The following is a 16725-nucleotide window of genomic DNA, read 5'->3' as shown; positions in this document are numbered from 1 at the left end:
TGAGACACGCCGGTTCCCGCAACGACTGCACCCATTCGGCTTCTGGTAGGTGGCTGATCAGCCACTCAAAGCGCATGCGGCTGGCGCATGCGGCCGATGGAGCATGCGCCGCTATCGCGTACTGGCCACACCTGACTCGGCCTGTTGCGCCTGCCGCGCCGCCAGACCCACCAGTACTCCGACCATGGCGGTGTAGAAGCTTGCCGCCACCTGGTGCGCGAACATCGATTGGGTCAGCCCGCACAAGGCATAACTGATCACCATCATCACCCCGGCCGCGGCCGGACCACGGAACTGCTGCTGGCCGCTACGCCGATGCAGCCGCACGAACAGCCACAGCGGCACGCCATAGACGGCAATCAACAACAACAGGCCGGGCACGCCCTGGGTCGCACTCCATTCGGCCAGATCGTTGTGCGCGTGTCCCAACTGGCAACGGTACAACGTCGGGTCGGCGGCACAGGCCGGCACATCGTGCATCGCATCGTCGAAACGACCCACACCCACACCGATCAGCGGATGCGCCTTCACGGTGTCCCAGGCCACGTGCAGGCGTTCGATGCGGGCGCCGGCCGACGAATCGGTGTCGCCCACTTCGTAACGTTGCAGGTCGCTCTGCAATTCGCCCAGGCGCATCTGGTCGGTCAGGGCCGGCACGCTGAACGCGACGCCCACCGCCAGCACCGCGCTACCGATGAAGGTCAGCAAGCGCATGCGCGCGCTATGCCAGGGCGCGCCCCAGATCAGCACACCCAGCGTCGCCAGCAACGCCAACCACACCCCGCGGCTGCCGCTGAGCACGATCACCACCACGGTGGCGACCGCAGCGCCCACTAGCCAGCGCACATTGCTGACCGGGCGGCAGAACACCGCCACCACCAGCAACATCAACGCGATGTCGGCAAACACAATTGCGTTGGTGAAGCCTTCGGCGCGGTCGGCCCCGTTCATCACCTGCAGCAGCGCGATCAGCATGGCCGCGAACACGCCGACCAGGGCGCCGCGCCACAGCCACACCTGGCGCGGCTGCAACGCATATGCCCATAACGCCGCCCATGGCAGCACCAGGAAGCGCGAGCGGTTGCCCACATCGCGCAGCCCGTGTTCGAACAAGGCGATCGACAACAGCGACATTGCAATCACCGCCACCGTCAGCCACCCCACCACGCGCAACGACCATTCACGCGCAGCGATGCCGTCGCGCAGGCGACGCCACCCGACCAGCGAACCCAGCAGCAGGCACAAGCCGAAGGGCAGCAGCCCGCTCGGCATGCTCACCACCAGCGCAGTCAATGCGAAGGCGCCCAGCTCGGCAATGCGTCCGCCTGCCCGCGAGGTAGTCGGGGCAGACGGCGACAGCGACGCGGGTTGGGTATGCACGGAATTCATCTAGAGATCGGTGAAAAAGGGTGGCAACGCAGTGGCCGGACGTCGGCAACGCCGACCAAGCTAACGATGCGACGCATGAATCCCTGCTAGACAGCCGCTGACAGCGGCATGGACGCCGCACCAATGGCGCCTGGCATGTGGGCGTGACTGTGGGGCGCGCTGGCTCATTCGGTGTCCAGGTTGCCCTGCTCCTTCGCTTCCACCGCGCGTTCGCTGGAGCTGGCCACGCAGTCGCCGCGCACCGCATCGGCCGGCACCAACCACCAGCGCCGGCGGTTGGCCACGCCCACCAACTGGCTGCGGCTGCGATCCACGCAGGCCAGCAATGCGGTCTCCTGCGCCATCAGCCAGCGCTGGCCGGGGTGTTCTTCCTGCCAGACCACGCCACGCTGCAATTGAGTTTCCCATGGCACCTTGAAGCCGAAGGTCTGCGCCGGGCGGTCGGCCATCAGCAGGTTCTGTTCCTTCCATGCCACCAGCCCGAGTTGCGCATCCGGGCCGATGCGACGCCCGGCCTCGCGCATCACCGCGCCGGACGAACTGGAATCGTTGAAAATCGGATAGCAGACCAGCCCGAACGCCACCCACCACGCACCGAGTAGTGAGACCACCGCGAACGCGGAGCGGCGCGCGCGCAGCAGCAACAGGCTGGCGATGCCCCAGGTCCCCACCGCCAGCAGCAGCCAGCCCAGCGGGTCGGTGGCTTCGCTGCCGACCCCGCGGCTGTCCATGATCTTCTGCTCGAAGCCCGGATGGCCGACCAGCATCGCCAAACCACCAGCGCTGAACACCACTGCCAGCAACAGGCAGAAACCGAACAGCAGCCGCTGCACACCGGCCCGGCGCAGCAGCCCGGGCACCAACGGCGCCAGCGCCAGGCAGAACATCGGCAGCGCCGGCAGGATGTAGACGTCGCGCTTGCCGCTGGGAATGGTGAAGAACACCAGCACCAGCAGCCACCACGCCAGCGGCAACAGATAGCGCGGATCGCGCCGCTTGAGCCGGCGCCGCCACGCGGGGATCGCCCACGGCAGCAGCAGGATGGTCGGCAGCCACATCGTGGCCATGCTTTGCAGGTGGTACCACACCGGCTGCGCATGATCCCAGGAGCTGGCGTAGCGCTTGGCGGTCTGGCGCAACAGGATGTCGTTGAGATACACGCGGTATTCCGGCTGGCCGGCGGTGAGCGCGGTCACCATCATCGGCACGAACCACAACAGGATCGCCACGAAGAAGAACAGCGGCCCCAGCCAGAAGCGCCGGTCGCGCACATGCACGCGCACGCCCGGCCAGCCACGGGCCGCGGCAATGCCGGCCGGGATCAGCATCAGCAGCGCGATGATGCCCACGCCCTTGGTGATCACACCCAATCCGGCGGCGAACCAGCCCAGCGTCCACCAGCGCCAGGCCGGCCCCATCAACAGATGCCGCAGCAATCCGTAATTGGCCAGGGTGATCCAGAACACCACCAGCGGGTCGATCTGCGCCTTCTTGGCCTGGAAGGTGAAGTGCAGCGTGAACAGCAGCATCCAGCCCGCATAGACGCCGACGCGCCGGGTCCACAGCCGCCGCCCCAGATCGTAGACGCAGGCCAACGTGCCCAGCGCGGCCAGCAACGACGGCAGCAGGAACGCCACCCGCCAGTTGCCCAGCAGCGTGTAGAAGAAAGCCTGCAGCCACATCAGCATCGGCGGCTTGTCCGAATACAGCTCGTTGCCGCGATGCGGGAACAACCAATCGCCGCTCAACACCATCTGCTTGGCGACCAGCGCGAAGCGCGGTTCGTCCGCCGGCCAGGGGTCGCGCAGGCCCAGGCCGGCGCCGATCACCAGCACGGCGGTGATGGCCAGCAGCCAGACATCGGTGGAAGCGCGGTTCTTGAGCATATCGGACGGCAGTCGGACGCGGAGGGTGGAGCGCTGCACGCAGCGCGCGATCAGGAGGCTTTTAGCAAAAGCGCGTAAAAAAATCCGTCGCAGTGCTGCTCGCCGGGAAACCGCTGACGCCCGGAGCCGGCCGCATGCCCGAACTGCGCACCCAAGGGCTGCGCCTGTGCGTCGGACGTGCGTTGCAGGAATGCCTCCACCTGCGCCTGGTTCTCACGCGCCAACAGTGAGCAGGTGGTGTACAGCAACTGTCCGCCTGGGCGCAGCGTGCGCCAGGTCGCATCCAGCAGCCGCGCCTGCAGCGCGCATAGCGCATCGATATCGTCGGCACGCCGGTGCAACAGCACATCCGGCTGACGCCGCACCACGCCGGTGGCCGAACAGGGCGCGTCCAGCAGCACCGCATCGAACGGCTGTCCGTCCCACCACGCCTCCGTGTCGGCGGCGTCGGCCGCATGCAACGCGACCCGTGCGTTTGGCACCGTGCGCTGCAAGGTCTGCTGCACGCGCTCCAGGCGGCGCGCATCCACATCCAACGCGGTGAGCTGCAGCGCAGGATGGCGCTCCAGCAGATGCGCCGCCTTGCCGCCAGGCGCGGCGCAGGCATCGAGCACGCGAGCGACCGGCGCCAGGGTCAGCGCATCGGCCACCTGCTGCGCAGCGCCGTCCTGCACCGACACATCGCCTTCGGCAAAGCCCGGCAACTGGCTCACCGGCACTGCGCTGTGCAGGCGCACCGCGTCCGGCAACACCGCATCGGTGTGCGCGGAGATGCCCAGTTCGGCCAATCGTGCGACATAGGCCGCCGGGTCGACGCGTGAACGCTGCACACGCAGCCACATCGGCGCCATCTGCGCACTCGCCACGAAGATGGCCTCGGCGCGCTCGCCCCAGTCCGCACGCAGCTGCTTGCGCAGCCACGACGGCCAGCCGGCATCGTCGGCCACCGCCGGAAACCCCTCGCGCTGGGCGCGCCGCAAGATCGCGTTGACCATGCCGGCCTGGCGTGGCCGGCCCAGTGCGCGGCAGGCATCCACGGTGGCCGACAACGCCGCATGCGCGGGAAGTTGCAGCACGTCGAGTTGGGCAAAACCGACCATCAGCAGCGCCTTGAGTTCGGCATCGCGCGGCGGCAGCGGACGTTCCAGCCATTGCCGCAACGCGACGTCATACGCGGGACGACGGCGGATGACCGCAAAACAGATCGCCTCTACCAGTGCGCGGTCGCGCGGATCGCCGATGCCGGGCAAGGTCGCGGCCAGTTCGGCTTTCAACGAGCGGCCCTGATCGAACACCGCCGTCAGCACGTGTGCGGCTGCCAGACGCGAGGCGACCCCGGCAGTTGCGGTATCGACCGACATCAGCGCAGCGCCGGCAGGTCGCGCCGCGCGTTGAGGTAATCGGCGGCGGTGATCGCCTTGCCACCCGCGCGCTGGAGCACCCGCACCCGCAGCGCACCCTGACCGCAGGCGATATCGATGCCCTGCTTGCTGGCCGCCAGCAGGGTCCCTGGCGGCTGCTGATGGGCCAGTTCCAGCGCCACGGCGCCATGCAGGCGCACGCGCTCACCCGCCAGGATCGCCTCGGCGACCGGCCACGGGTTGAACGCGCGCACGCGCCGCGCCAGTTCCTGCGCCGACTGCGCCCAATCCAGGCGTGCCTGCGCCTTGTCCAGCTTGTGCGCATAGGTGACGCCTTCGGCCGGCTGCGGTTGCGCCACCGGACGGATCCCGGCGCGCAGCAACCCCAGGCCATCGGACAGCACCTGCGCACCCAGCGCCGCCAGACGGTCATGCAACTGGCCGCCGGTTTCCTGCTCGCCGATCTCGATACGCTGCGACAGCAGTACCGGGCCGGTATCCAACCCGGCTTCCATCTGCATCAGGCAGACGCCTGTTTCGGTATCGCCGGCCTCGATCGCGCGCTGGATCGGCGCCGCGCCGCGCCAGCGCGGCAGCAGCGAGGCATGCACGTTCCAGCAGCCGTGGGTCGGTGCGGCCAGCACTGCCTTGGGCAGGATCAGCCCGTAAGCCACCACCACCATCAGGTCCGCATCGAGCGAGCGCAGCGTCGCCAACGCTTCAGGCGACCGCAACGTCGGCGGCTGGAATACCGGAATGCCGCGCGCAGTCGCCTCCAGCTTGACCGGCGACGGCGTCAACCCGCGACCGCGCCCGGCAGGCCGATCCGGCTGGGTGTACACCGCCACCACCTCATGCCGCTGCGCGGCGGCACGCAACGAAGCGACAGCGAAATCCGGCGTACCGGCAAAGATGATTCTCATAAGGCTGGAATTTGGGAGTAGGGAGTGGGGATTGGCAACGGCGGATGTACTGGCCGGGACGGTGGCGGCGTGGAACTGATAGATGGGGTGGACAGTTGCGCGGGCAGATTTGGCGACCAGCGCCGAAAGCGGCATTGCCCAGCATCAATAGGCGCGGTGAAAAAACAGGAGTTGCAAACAGCAATTCGATAGCCGCGACGGACAGCGGCTTATCCAATCCCGCATCCCGAGTTTCAAGGCGCTGCGCACGCGGACTGGGGCAATGGCGATTCGACAACTCACGCCAGCAAACAGATCACACCAGGATCCGCGCCCGAAGATCTGAAACAGCAGACTCAAAGACCAGCAAGACCCCGCTTTTGCCAATCCCGAATCACAACTCCCCAATCCCCGCCCTCAAGCCACATGCTTGCGCTGTTTGGCCAGCTTCTTGCGCACCATTTCGCGCTTGAGCGGCGAGAGATAATCCACGAACAGCTTGCCGTCCAGATGGTCCATCTCGTGCTGGATGCACACGGCCAGCAGCCCATCGGTGTGCAGTTCCTGCGCCTGGCCCTGGCGGTCGAGATAACGCACCGTGATCGCATCGGCGCGGCTGACATCGGCGTAAATGCCGGGCACCGACAGACAGCCTTCCTGATACAGCTGCTCGCCCTGCTTGCTCACGATTTCCGGGTTGACGAATACCTGCGGCAGATTTTTCTCCTCGCTGACGTCGATCACCATGAAACGCTTGTGCACGTCCACCTGACTGGCAGCCAGGCCGATGCCGGGCGCCTCGTACATGGTCTGGAACATGTCATCCAGCAGCGTCTGGAACGCCGCACTGATGAGCTCGGCAGCATCGACCGGCACGGCCTTGGTACGCAGCCGCGGGTCGGGAAACTCAAGAATAGGGAGCAAAGCCATGGGATTACCCGTCTGGGAACACCGGCGCGGCGCCGGCAAGACGATCTCATTCTAGCGCAATGCTTGCGTGGCGCCCCGGTTTCTGGACTATAGTGCGCGGACCTGTTGGGGAATCAGGCAAGAAGGCACTCATGTTGAACCGACTTCGTACGGTCGTCGCTGCGGCGATGCTGACCGTCGCGACCTACGCTGCCGCGCAAGCGGTGGGCGAGCATCCAGACACCTACGTGGTCCGCAAGGGCGATACCTTGTGGGATATCGCTGGGCGTTTCCTGCAAAAACCGTGGCTGTGGCCGGAAATCTGGCAGGCCAATCCGCAGATCCAGAATCCGCACCTGATCTATCCGGGTGACGTGATCAGCCTGGCCTATCTGGACCGCGTGGGGAAAGGCACGATCCAGCCCGGTCCGCGCCAGGAAGCGCCAATCAACGCGATTCCGCTGGCCGATGTCGAGCCGTTCCTGAAAAACCTGCGCGTGGTCGAAGACTTCGATGAACTGCCCTACGTGGTCGGCCTGGAAGGCGGTCGCTCGCGTGCCACCACCGGGCAGGTCGCCTATGTGGTCGGGCTGGAAAACGCACGGCCGGGTCAGCGCTTTGCGGTGGTACGCCCGACCGTGAAGTTCAGCCTGCCCAAGCACAACGAAGACCTGGATATGGCGGGCAACATTACCGCTGGCTCCGGCACCATCTGGAAGAACTTCATTGCGCCGAGCACGCGCCGTGAATTCCTCGGCTACGAGATGGCGCAGGTCAACGTCGGCACCATCACCCGCAGCGCAGCGGGCGGCAACTCCAAGGCGGCGACCTTGCTGCTGCAGGACAGCGGCCGCGAAGTGCGCGCCGGCGACCGGATCGTGGCAGTGGAAGCGCAGCCGTACGATCTGCAGTTCATCCCGCATCCGCCGTCCGAACGGGCGCTGCAGACCGAATTGCGCGTGCTGGCCATTTCCGACGCCTTCATCGTGGGCGGTAGCCGCGATGTGATCGCCATTTCAGGCGGCGCGCGCGAAGGCATCAACAACGGCACGGTGTTCTCGATCTGGCGCAAGGGCCGCACCGTCAGCGACCGCGTGAAGCATTCGCGCTTCTCGCGCACCGACGACGATTTCGGCGGCCCATCCGGCTCCACTGTCGGCCTGCCCGATGAATATGCCTCGCATGCGATGGTGTTCCGCACCTTCGACAAGGTCAGCTATGCGCTGGTGATGGAAAGCGTCAAGCCGACCGGCCTGGGCTATTTCGTCAAGCATCCTGACGCGCAGTAAGCGAAAGTTCCGATGCATCACCGCGACGGCGCCCGAGGGCGCCGTCGTCGTTTGCGATCTAGCCTGGATGCATGGCCCTGACCGCTCCCGATGTGCGCGCATTCCTGATCCTGCTACTGGCAGGCGGCCGCAGCCCGCCGCGGCGAAAGCTGCTGACCTCGTTCGGGTCAGCATCCGAGATGCTGAGAGCCGGGCCCGAGGCGTGGCGCTCTGCCGGTTGCGACGCGCTGCAATCGGCGCTCTTGCAAAGCCCTGACCCGCATGCGCTGGACACCGCACTGCGTTGGTGCGAACACCCGGGACACCACCTGATCGGCTGGCACGATCCGGATTACCCGACGCTGCTGCGGCACATCGCCAATCCGCCGATGGCCTTGTTCGTGGACGGCGACCCCAATGCGCTCTGGCACCCTGGCGTGGCGGTGGTCGGCAGCCGCTCGGCCACTGCTGGCGGCCGCGACCACAGCCGCGCATTCGCCTCCAGTCTGGCCAGCGCCGGGCTGAGCATCATCAGCGGCATGGCCGCAGGCGTGGATGCGATCGCGCATGAGGCCGCACTGGCCCAGCGCGATGGCATCACCGTGGCGGTGGTCGGCACCGGCACCGATGTTGCCTATCCCGAGCGGCACCAAGGTTTGCGCGATCGCATCGCCGAACGCGGCGCGGTGGTCAGCGAATACCTGCCGGGCACCGCCGCGGTCGCAGCGCACTTCCCGGCGCGCAACCGCATCATCGCCGGGCTGGCACTGGGGACGCTGGTGGTCGAAGCGGCGATGCGCTCGGGGGCGCTGATCACCGCCCGGCTGGCGGCAGACGCCGGGCGCGAGGTGTTCGCTCTGCCCGGCTCGCTGCACAATCCGCTCGCGCGTGGCTGCCATCACCTGATCCGGCAAGGCGCCACACTGGCGCAGGAACCCACCCAGGTCATCGAGGGGCTGGGCCAACTGTCTGGCGAATTAGCCAGCGCCTTGCGCGAACGCCTGGCCGCCCCCGCTGAGTTGCCCAGGAAGGCAAAGACCAGCGCTGGCGCTGGTTCTGCCCGCTCCGATCCCGACTACCAGCGCTTGTGGCAAGCGCTGGGCCACGACCCAACCCCTATGGATGCATTGGTGCAGCGCACCGGATTGACGGCCGCCGCGCTGTCCTCCATGCTGCTCATCATGGAACTCGAGGGAGACGTGGTCACCGAGCACGGTCGCTATACCCGCAATCCTTAGTTTCTTCACCTCCACAGCGTCGCGCGACGCAGGCCGAGGGCAATGAAAGAGAGCATTCTTGATGTACTGCTGTACCTGTTTGAACATTATTTCAGCGAAGACGCGGACCTGGTCCGTGACCGTGACTCGCTTCAAAATGGCCTGATCCAGGCCGGCTTCAGTCCCGCAGAAATCAGCAAAGCCTTCGACTGGCTGGACGCGCTTTCCGAGCAGCGGCCCAGTGTCGCGCGCCCGCACGTCGATGGACCGGTGCGTATCTATCACGGGCCGGAGCTGGACAAACTCGATGTGGACTGCCGCGGGTTTCTGCTGTTCCTTGAGCAACACCGCATTCTCGACGCCGACCAGCGCGAGTTGGTGCTGGACCGGGCCATGGCGCTGGACCAGGACGAACTGGATCTGGACGACCTCAAGTGGGTGGTGCTGATGGTGTTGTTCAACCAGCCCGGCGCCGAAGCGGCCTTCGCCTGGATGGAAACCCAGATGTTCCTGGACGAGCCTGAACCCGTACACTGAGCGTTGGAGCCGCCACGGATGTGCGTGCAGGGGACGGGGATGCGCAGTTGGTATTACGTCGATGGCCACCGCCATCGGCACGGTCCGGTGGCCGACGACACCTTGCTGGGCCTGTATCGCGATCGCGTGATCGCCCTGGATACGCTGGTCTGGCGCGAAGGGCTGACCTGCTGGTTGCCGCTGTCCGCCTGCGCCGACACCCTAGGGCCGCCTGTTTCCACTGATGTACGTGCGGCCGCGGTTCCGCCGCCATTGCCGCCTGCGGCACACCCCCCGCTTGTCCATCCGTTCGTCGCGCAGCCGCGCACGGGCTGGTCGCTGCTTGCAGTGCTCGGCGCGGTGGTGGGCGTCTTTGTGGTGGTGGGCGTCATCGGCATCCTCGCGGCGATTACGCTGCCGGCTTACAACGCTTATCTGGGCCGGGCCAAGTTGACCGACACAGTCGGTGAGTTGGCAGCGTTAAAGCCGCAGATCGCCGAATTTCTAGCGCAAGAAGGCCGCTGCCCGGTCAATGGCGACGCTGGCTTCAAACCGCCCGAGCAGTACGCGAGCGAGCGGTTGAGCAGCGTCCGCATCGGCCGTCTTGAGAGCAGCGACTGCGGCATCGAAGCCGTCATACACGCGCCCAGGTCGGCCAGAATAGACGGTAAGGCCCTGTGGCTGGAACTGGATGCGGATGCCGGCAGTTGGCACTGCAGTTCCGAAATCGACGATACCCAACTTCCACCGAATTGCCGCGGCTGACGCCTGCTGCATGCGGCTCGCTACACGTTAAGGGGACAACATGACGCAGTGGTATTACGCCGACGCACAGCGGCAACGCCAGGGGCCGGTAGACACGGACACGCTTCGCGCCCGCCTGTCGCAGGGCATCATCGACCGTTCCAGCCTGGTCTGGCGCGAGGGTCTGGCGCAGTGGGTGGCGCTGCACGAGGTCGAGGCCGAACTGGGCCTCGACAGCAAAGTGTCCCCCGCTCCGGAAGCCAGCGGGCCGACGCCTGTGCATGCGTCGAGCGATACGCCATTGTCGGCTGCGCATCCCGGCGACAGCGCGCCGGCCACAGCATCGCCGGCTGCGGCCACGCCGGCCCACGAGTCCGCGGCCGAAGCAGCGTCCGGACACGCAGCAGTGATCGGTGCTGGTGCTGGTGGCGGCGTTGCCAGTGCCAGTGCCAGTGATGCCGGTGCCGGTGCCGACCACCATTCAGCCATTGATTCCGCCCTACACCCAGCACGGGACCAGGCCTCCCCGTCAGACCCATCAGCGTGGTCCACCGCGCCGGCAGACGCCGCGACCCCAACGCCGGCCGCAGGTCCAAGCCTGACCACGACGGCGGACGCGACCTCGACGCCTGGATACACCCCGGCAGCGGCGAGCGCGCCAGGTCCAAGCGCCTGGGACGCTCCGGCCCTTGCCGCGCCCGCCGCAAGCGTCGCGCCGCAGGATGCGCCGGTGGTCTACGCCGGCCTGTGGCGGCGCGTGGCCGCCAGCATTCTCGATAGCCTGATCACCACCTTTGCGGTGTACCTGATCGTGATCCCGCTGGTGTTCGTGATCGCGCTCGCGACCACCCACGGAGATTCGGGTTCGGCGCTGGATGACGGAAGTGCGCTCGGCATCGCCATCCTGGTGATGTCCTACGGCATCGGCCTGGCTATCCCGACGCTGTATTTCGCCTGGATGCAATCCAGCCGGCATCAGGCCAGCCTGGGCAAGCTCGCCTGCGGCATCAAGCTGGTACGTGCCGACAGCAACGGTGGCCGGGTCGGATTCCGGCGCAATGTGCTGCGCTATCTGGCCTATATGCTGATCAGCGTGCTCACCCTGGGCATCGGCGCGATCGTCGCGGCGTTCATGGCCGGCATGACCGAGCGCAAGCAGACGCCGCATGACAAGCTGTGCGACACCCTGGTCGTGGACCGCTGGGCCTTCACCGACCGTCCGGAGCTGCAGTCGCGCGGCCTGGACACGGTGTCGATCGTGGTGCTGGCCATCTACGGGGTGATCCTGGTGCTGTCGATCGTGGTTATGGTGATCGTGCTGGCGGCAATTGGAATGAGCCAGCGCTAACAGTTCGCGGCGCCGACCGCTTGACACGGCGGCGTCCGCCGTGATCTTTCTAATGAGAGACCTGAACGCCCGGGAGCACTTCCGGGCGTTAACGCATGGAAAACGGCCGATCTGCTTCCCTCGACCGGCCAATTAGGCCACGCTACCCGCCCCCCGGGCTCCGCCCCAAGAAGTTGCCACCATGCCCAAGCACCTGCTCATCGTCGAATCGCCCGCCAAGGCCAAGACGATCAATAAATACCTTGGCAAGGACTTCACCGTCCTGGCCTCGTATGGGCACGTGCGCGACCTGGTCCCCAAGGAAGGCGCGGTCGATCCGGACAACGGCTTTGCGATGCGTTACGACCTGATCGAGAAGAACGAAAAGCACGTCGAGGCCATCGCACGGGCTGCCAAGGGCGCCGACGACATCTTTCTGGCGACCGACCCGGACCGCGAGGGCGAGGCGATCAGCTGGCACATCGCCGAGATCCTGAAAGAGCGCGGCCTTTTGAAGGACAAGACGATGCAGCGGGTGGTGTTCACCGAGATCACGCCCCGCGCGATCAAGGAAGCCATGCTCAAGCCGCGGGCGATTGCGGGCGACCTGGTGGACGCACAGCAGGCGCGCCGCGCGCTGGACTATCTGGTCGGCTTCAACCTGTCGCCGGTGTTGTGGCGCAAGGTGCAGCGCGGCTTGTCCGCCGGCCGCGTGCAGTCGCCGGCGCTGCGCATGATCGTGGAGCGCGAAGAAGAGATCGAAGCCTTCATCGCGCGCGAGTACTGGTCCATCGATGCGCATTGCCGGCATCCCTCGCAAGCGTTCAATGCACGCCTGATCAAGCTGGACGGGCAGAAGTTCGAGCAGTTCACCGTCACCGACGGCGACACGGCGGAAGCGGCGCGGCTGCGCATCCAGCAGGCCGCGCAAGGCGTGCTGCATGTCACCGACGTGGCCAGCAAGGAGCGCAAGCGCCGCCCAGCCCCGCCGTTCACCACCTCCACCCTGCAGCAGGAAGCCTCGCGCAAGCTCGGCTTCACCACCCGCAAGACCATGCAGGTGGCGCAGAAGTTGTACGAAGGCGTGGCGCTGGGCGATGAAGGCTCGGTCGGCTTGATCAGCTATATGCGTACCGACTCGGTGAACCTGTCGCAGGACGCGCTGTCGGAAATCCGCGACGTGATCGCGCGCGATTTCGGCACCGCCTCGCTCCCCGACCAGCCCAACGCCTACACCACCAAATCCAAGAACGCGCAGGAAGCCCACGAAGCGGTGCGCCCGACCTCGGCACTGCGAACGCCTGCGCAGGTGGCGCGCTTTTTGTCCGACGACGAGCGTCGCCTGTACGAATTGATCTGGCGCCGCGCGGTGGCCTGCCAGATGATTCCGGCCACGCTCAACACCGTCAGCGTGGATCTGTCGGCCGGCAGCGAGCACGTGTTCCGCGCCAGCGGCACCACCGTGGTGGTGGCGGGCTTTTTGGCGGTCTACGAAGAAGGCAAGGACACCAAGAGCAGCGAGGACGAGGACGAAGGCCGCAAGCTGCCGCTGATGAAGGCCGGCGACAACATCCCGCTGGACCGCATCGTCACCGATCAGCATTTCACCCAGCCGCCGCCGCGCTTCACCGAAGCGGCGCTGGTCAAGGCGCTGGAGGAATACGGCATCGGCCGTCCGTCCACCTATGCCTCGATCATCCAGACCCTGCAGTTCCGCAAGTACGTGGAAATGGAAGGCCGCAGCTTCCGTCCGACCGACGTGGGCCGTGCGGTGTCCAAATTCCTGTCCGGGCATTTCACCCGCTACGTGGATTACGACTTCACCGCCAAGCTGGAAGACGATCTGGATGCGGTCTCGCGCGGCGAAGCCGAGTGGATCCCGTTGATGGAGAAGTTCTGGGGCCCGTTCAAGGAGCTGGTCGAGGACAAGAAGGATTCGCTGGACAAGACCGACGCCGGCAGCGTGCGCGTGCTCGGCACCGACCCGGTCAGCGGCAAGGAAGTGAGCGCGCGCATCGGCCGCTTCGGCCCGATGGTGCAGATCGGCACCGTGGAAGACGAGGAAAAGCCCACCTTCGCCTCGCTGCGTCCGGGCCAGAGCATCTATTCGATCTCGATCGAAGATGCGCTGGAACTGTTCAAGATGCCGCGTGCATTGGGCCAGGACAAGGATCAAGACGTCAGCGTCGGCATCGGCCGCTTCGGGCCGTTTGCGCGCCGTGGCAGCGTGTATGCGTCGCTGAAGAAAGAAGACGACCCGTACACCATCGACCTGGCGCGGGCGGTGTTCCTGATCGAAGAGAAGGAAGAGATCGCACGCAATCGGGTGATCAAGGAATTCGACGGCAGCGATATCCAGGTGCTCAACGGCCGCTTCGGCCCGTACATCAGCGATGGCAAGCTCAATGGCAAGATCCCCAAGGATCGCGAGCCGGCGTCGTTGACGTTCGAAGAAGTGCAGCAACTACTGGCCGACACCGGCAAGCCGGTGCGCAAGGGCTTCGGCGCCAAGAAGGCCACGCTCAAGAAGAATGCGGTGAAGGATTCGGCCAAGGAAGCCAAGGACGCCGCAGCGAAAGACGCGGCAGCCAAGAAGACTGCGGTGAAGAAAGCGGCCACCAAGACCGCTGCGAAGAAGGCACCGGCCAAGAAGACTGCGGCCAAGAAAGCCGCCAAGCGCGTGGTCAAGAAGACCGTGAGCAAGGTAGGCTGAGGCAGCGCATGGGTCAGACGCTGAGCCTGGACAGTGCGGTCACCACCCTGCGAAAGGGCAGCGTGATCGCCTACCCGACCGAAGCGGTCTGGGGGCTGGGCTGCGACCCGGCGCAGGAGGCAGCCATGCTGCGGCTGCTGGAGATCAAGCGGCGCCCGGTCGACAAGGGCGTGATCGTGGTCGCGTCAGGCATCGAAGTGCTGCGCGACTGGGTTGACATCGATGCACTGGAACCGGCACGCCGGCATGACGTGCTGGCAAGCTGGCCTGGCCCGCATACCTGGATCCTGCCGGTCACCGCACGGGCGCCGCGCTGGGTCACCGGCGAGCATGACGGACTTGCGGTACGTATCAGCGCGCATCCGGTGGTGGCAGCGTTGTGCGCGGCCTGGGGAGCGCCCTTGGTGTCGACCAGCGCCAACCTGGCCGGCGAGCCGCCAGCACGCAGCCGCGCAACGTTGGACCCGGCTTTGCTGACCATGATTGATGGTCTCGTGGACGGCGAGGTGGGCAGCCTGACGCAGCCAACCCAGATACGCGACGCACGCAGTGGCCAGATCCTGCGCAGCTGACAAACGACCGCGTCGCTACCCGTCGCATGCGGTGCTGCTCGGTGCGGCATGTCTCACGCGCACAGCCTGGCCTTCGCGTGCTCATGTGCACCTGACGATTGCCTGACACGTCCTGGCAGCAGCGCTCAACCAAGTGGTCGATTACTGCCGGCACCTCGCAACACCGTTCAGCCGCGCCCCCTTTGCGGCAGCCGGGCAGACGCGCACACTGCGGCCATGCGTACCGTTCTCACCCTTCTGCTGCTCGCTGCGGCGCTGCCTGCGTCGGCCGCCACCCCCGCGAGCAAACCCGACCCGAATGTGCGGGTCTACCGCTGCGTGAGCAGTACCGGCACCGTCGCCCTGCAAGATGCGCCATGCAGCAGCGGTCGCCAACAGGTGCTGGACATGCAACGCCCGCAGGACCCACCGCCGCGACCGGCCCGCGCCGGGCCGCCGGCACCGGTCGCCGCACCGCCCGCGCGCGAAGTCCGCATTGTCACCGTGCAACCCCCGCAGCCGATGTACGAGTGCACCACCGAAGACGGCAACCGCTACACAAGCGACAGCCCGGAAGGCAATCCGCGCTGGGTGCCGACCTGGGGTCCGGCCTATGTGGGCAATGGCGTCGGCCGGCCGGTGAACGGCGGCGGCATCCAGCGCCCGCCGATCTCGGTAAGCCCGCGCCCGGCGATCTCGGTGCAGGGCGGCTCTGGACGAGGAAGCATCCGCGGCAGCCCAAGCTTTGGCGTCGACACCTACCAGGGCGGCTATCAGGACGGTTACAGCGGCGGCGGCTACGGCGGCACGGTGATCGTGCCGTATGGCAACGTGCAGATCCGCGACGAATGCCATGCCCTGCCCGCACAGGAAGTCTGCGCGCGCCTGGCAGACCGCCGTTGGGAGCTGATCCGCCGCTACAACAGCGCGCTGCAGAGCGAACGCGAGGATCTCAGCCGCGAACAGCGCGGTATCGAAGCGCGCCAGCAACGCGATTGTGGCGGCGCATGAGGCGCTGGCTGCTGTTGGGCATAATGGCGCAAAGCATGATGGCGGTGGGTGCGCCAGCCGGCGCGCAGGAGGTGGCGATCTACCGCTGTACCGATCCCGCCGGTGCCCTGACAGTGCAGAACATGCCGTGTCCGAAGGGCATGCAGCAACAGAAGAAGCTGATGACCGTACCGGCGGGGGTGCCATTCGCGCCAGGCGGAGCGGCAACCGCATCGCCGGCACGTGCGGCGCCGGCGACGCAACCGCGCGCTGCGGCGCCAGCCGCTGCGTCGGCGCCAGTTGCAGCGGCCACGCCCGCTGCACCACCAGCACCGGCAGTAACATCCACCTCCACCCTGCCACCGCCACCGCTGTTCGAATGCACCGCGCACGACAACGGCCGTTACTTCACCGAGGATCGCGAGCCGGCCACGCGCTGCCTGCCGATGCAGACTACCGACCTGTCCGGTGGGCCGGCGACCGGCGGCGGTAGCGCCTGCGAGGTGGTCACCGACCGCTGCGCGCCGGTGCCGGACCAGAGCCTGTGCGAGGCCTGGCGCAAGCGCGCCGAGCAAGCCGAATCCACCTGGCGCTTCTCCGACGAGGCGCAATCGGTCGAACGCAAGCAACGCTACCAGCAGATGCGCCGGGTGCTCGACGAAAGCCGCTGCGCGAACCCATCCGCCACGCCCTGAAGAAGACTGGAAGCGTGCAGAGGGCGGCGGCAGGAACAGGATCGACTGCGCGTGCACCACATCCGCGCGTCGACGCCACCACCACCGTGCCTTCGCGCACATTGCCCTGCGATGCGGGGCAGGATGCACTTCCTTCCGACGCAAGGTTTCTTTTGCTGCCATGGCACTGCAGACAAACGTCTGCCATTACCTCATGGCGCGCACGCCGCCGCGACCGTCATGCGATATCAACCACGCACTGTGTGCCCGACAGTCGA

14 protein-coding genes are annotated in these 16725 nt (G+C 66.5%); 9 read left to right on the top strand and 5 right to left on the bottom strand.

Annotated features, from left to right (window positions below):
- Positions 1–111: 111 nt before the first annotated feature.
- The 5 genes from XBLMG947_RS11665 to def form a co-directional block, all read right to left on the bottom strand.
- Positions 112–1389 carry an O-antigen ligase family protein gene (locus XBLMG947_RS11665; protein WP_065468836.1) on the bottom strand — a complete coding sequence of 426 codons (1278 nt, stop codon included), beginning with the start codon at positions 1387–1389 and terminating at the stop codon, positions 112–114.
- A gap of 164 nt (positions 1390–1553) precedes the next feature.
- Complete coding sequence (locus XBLMG947_RS11660; RefSeq protein WP_065468834.1) at positions 1554–3275, bottom strand: ArnT family glycosyltransferase; 1722 nt, start codon at positions 3273–3275, stop codon at positions 1554–1556.
- A 50-nt stretch (positions 3276–3325) separates the two neighbouring features.
- Positions 3326–4636 (bottom strand): 16S rRNA (cytosine(967)-C(5))-methyltransferase RsmB, encoded by a 1311-nt coding sequence (gene rsmB, locus XBLMG947_RS11655; protein ID WP_065468832.1) that lies wholly within the window; start codon positions 4634–4636, stop codon positions 3326–3328.
- Positions 4636–5559: a methionyl-tRNA formyltransferase gene (fmt, locus tag XBLMG947_RS11650; RefSeq protein ID WP_065468830.1), complete on the bottom strand. Its 924-nt coding sequence runs from the start codon at positions 5557–5559 to the stop codon at positions 4636–4638. The genes rsmB and fmt overlap by 1 nt, the downstream gene beginning before the upstream one ends.
- A 396-nt stretch (positions 5560–5955) precedes the next feature.
- Positions 5956–6468 carry a peptide deformylase gene (gene def, locus XBLMG947_RS11645; RefSeq protein ID WP_065468828.1) on the bottom strand — a complete coding sequence of 171 codons (513 nt, stop codon included), beginning with the start codon at positions 6466–6468 and terminating at the stop codon, positions 5956–5958.
- A gap of 131 nt (positions 6469–6599) precedes the next feature.
- Here def and XBLMG947_RS11640 point away from each other — a divergent pair, with 131 nt between their 5' ends.
- From XBLMG947_RS11640 to XBLMG947_RS11600, 9 genes are all read left to right on the top strand, one after another.
- Positions 6600–7736: a LysM peptidoglycan-binding domain-containing protein gene (locus tag XBLMG947_RS11640; protein ID WP_065468826.1), complete on the top strand. Its 1137-nt coding sequence runs from the start codon at positions 6600–6602 to the stop codon at positions 7734–7736.
- 71 nt (positions 7737–7807) lie between these two features.
- Positions 7808–8953, top strand: a complete 1146-nt coding sequence (gene dprA, locus XBLMG947_RS11635) for a DNA-processing protein DprA (RefSeq protein ID WP_065468824.1) — start codon at positions 7808–7810, stop codon at positions 8951–8953.
- 42 nt (positions 8954–8995) lie between these two features.
- On the top strand, positions 8996–9469 hold the full coding sequence (locus tag XBLMG947_RS11630; RefSeq protein WP_065468822.1) for a DUF494 family protein: 474 nt from the start codon (positions 8996–8998) through the stop codon (positions 9467–9469).
- A gap of 39 nt (positions 9470–9508) precedes the next feature.
- Positions 9509–10213 (top strand): pilin, encoded by a 705-nt coding sequence (locus XBLMG947_RS11625; protein WP_065468820.1) that lies wholly within the window; start codon positions 9509–9511, stop codon positions 10211–10213.
- Between the two features lie 40 nt (positions 10214–10253).
- Positions 10254–11540: an RDD family protein gene (locus XBLMG947_RS11620; RefSeq protein ID WP_065468817.1), complete on the top strand. Its 1287-nt coding sequence runs from the start codon at positions 10254–10256 to the stop codon at positions 11538–11540.
- Positions 11541–11721: 181 nt separating this feature from the next.
- Positions 11722–14232, top strand: coding sequence for a DNA topoisomerase I (locus XBLMG947_RS11615; RefSeq protein ID WP_065468815.1), 2511 nt, complete (start codon positions 11722–11724; stop codon positions 14230–14232).
- An 8-nt stretch (positions 14233–14240) separates the two neighbouring features.
- Positions 14241–14804, top strand: a complete 564-nt coding sequence (gene tsaC / locus XBLMG947_RS11610) for an L-threonylcarbamoyladenylate synthase type 1 TsaC (RefSeq protein ID WP_065468813.1) — start codon at positions 14241–14243, stop codon at positions 14802–14804.
- A 216-nt stretch (positions 14805–15020) separates the two neighbouring features.
- On the top strand, positions 15021–15794 hold the full coding sequence (locus XBLMG947_RS11605) for a hypothetical protein (RefSeq protein ID WP_065468810.1): 774 nt from the start codon (positions 15021–15023) through the stop codon (positions 15792–15794).
- Between the two features lie 23 nt (positions 15795–15817).
- Positions 15818–16468, top strand: a complete 651-nt coding sequence (locus XBLMG947_RS11600; protein WP_181093210.1) for a DUF4124 domain-containing protein — start codon at positions 15818–15820, stop codon at positions 16466–16468.
- Positions 16469–16725 lie beyond the last annotated feature (257 nt).

The organism is Xanthomonas bromi (assembly GCF_900092025.1).
GTDB lineage: Bacteria > Pseudomonadota > Gammaproteobacteria > Xanthomonadales > Xanthomonadaceae > Xanthomonas > Xanthomonas bromi.
This window is presented reverse-complemented; position numbering and strand designations above follow the sequence as displayed.

What these genes read in the sequence shown, in the direction of transcription:
- XBLMG947_RS11665 (WP_065468836.1), bottom strand. Translation starts at nt 1,389, where the DNA reads ATGAATTCCGTGCATACCCAACCCGCGTCGCTGTCGCCGTCTGCCCCG.
- XBLMG947_RS11660 (WP_065468834.1), bottom strand. Translation starts at nt 3,275, where the DNA reads ATGCTCAAGAACCGCGCTTCCACCGATGTCTGGCTGCTGGCCATCACC.
- rsmB (WP_065468832.1), bottom strand. Translation starts at nt 4,636, where the DNA reads ATGTCGGTCGATACCGCAACTGCCGGGGTCGCCTCGCGTCTGGCAGCC.
- fmt (WP_065468830.1), bottom strand. Translation starts at nt 5,559, where the DNA reads ATGAGAATCATCTTTGCCGGTACGCCGGATTTCGCTGTCGCTTCGTTG.
- def (WP_065468828.1), bottom strand. Translation starts at nt 6,468, where the DNA reads ATGGCTTTGCTCCCTATTCTTGAGTTTCCCGACCCGCGGCTGCGTACC.
- XBLMG947_RS11640 (WP_065468826.1), top strand. Translation starts at nt 6,600, where the DNA reads ATGTTGAACCGACTTCGTACGGTCGTCGCTGCGGCGATGCTGACCGTC.
- dprA (WP_065468824.1), top strand. Translation starts at nt 7,808, where the DNA reads ATGGCCCTGACCGCTCCCGATGTGCGCGCATTCCTGATCCTGCTACTG.
- XBLMG947_RS11630 (WP_065468822.1), top strand. Translation starts at nt 8,996, where the DNA reads ATGAAAGAGAGCATTCTTGATGTACTGCTGTACCTGTTTGAACATTAT.
- XBLMG947_RS11625 (WP_065468820.1), top strand. Translation starts at nt 9,509, where the DNA reads ATGCGCAGTTGGTATTACGTCGATGGCCACCGCCATCGGCACGGTCCG.
- XBLMG947_RS11620 (WP_065468817.1), top strand. Translation starts at nt 10,254, where the DNA reads ATGACGCAGTGGTATTACGCCGACGCACAGCGGCAACGCCAGGGGCCG.
- XBLMG947_RS11615 (WP_065468815.1), top strand. Translation starts at nt 11,722, where the DNA reads ATGCCCAAGCACCTGCTCATCGTCGAATCGCCCGCCAAGGCCAAGACG.
- tsaC (WP_065468813.1), top strand. Translation starts at nt 14,241, where the DNA reads ATGGGTCAGACGCTGAGCCTGGACAGTGCGGTCACCACCCTGCGAAAG.
- XBLMG947_RS11605 (WP_065468810.1), top strand. Translation starts at nt 15,021, where the DNA reads ATGCGTACCGTTCTCACCCTTCTGCTGCTCGCTGCGGCGCTGCCTGCG.
- XBLMG947_RS11600 (WP_181093210.1), top strand. Translation starts at nt 15,818, where the DNA reads ATGGCGCAAAGCATGATGGCGGTGGGTGCGCCAGCCGGCGCGCAGGAG.